The following is a 235-nucleotide window of genomic DNA, read 5'->3' on the forward strand; positions in this document are numbered from 1 at the left end:
GTCGTGGGCGGGGAGATGCAGACGGGCCGGATGTTCGACGACGGCCACGATGCGCGCGGCGACCGCGTCGCCGTGCTCGGATCGCGGGTCGCCGAGAAACTCAACATCGCCCGCGTCGACAGCCAGCCGTCCATCTTCATCGACGGCACGGCCTACGCGGTGATCGGGATCGTGGGCGAGCTGCAGACGCACGGCGATCTGCGCGATGCCGTCATCCTTCCGACGGGGACGGCCC

1 protein-coding gene is annotated in these 235 nt (G+C 70.2%); it reads left to right on the forward strand.

Annotation, left to right across the window (positions count from 1 at the left end):
• Nucleotides 1–235, forward strand: a 235-nt coding sequence (locus SB660_RS23845; RefSeq protein ID WP_410585082.1) for an ABC transporter permease, incomplete at both ends; no start/stop codon positions are given.

Origin of the sequence: Bacillus sp. SIMBA_005 (assembly GCF_046535585.1) — a bacterium.
Classification (GTDB): domain Bacteria; phylum Bacillota; class Bacilli; order Bacillales; family Bacillaceae; genus Bacillus; species Bacillus pumilus.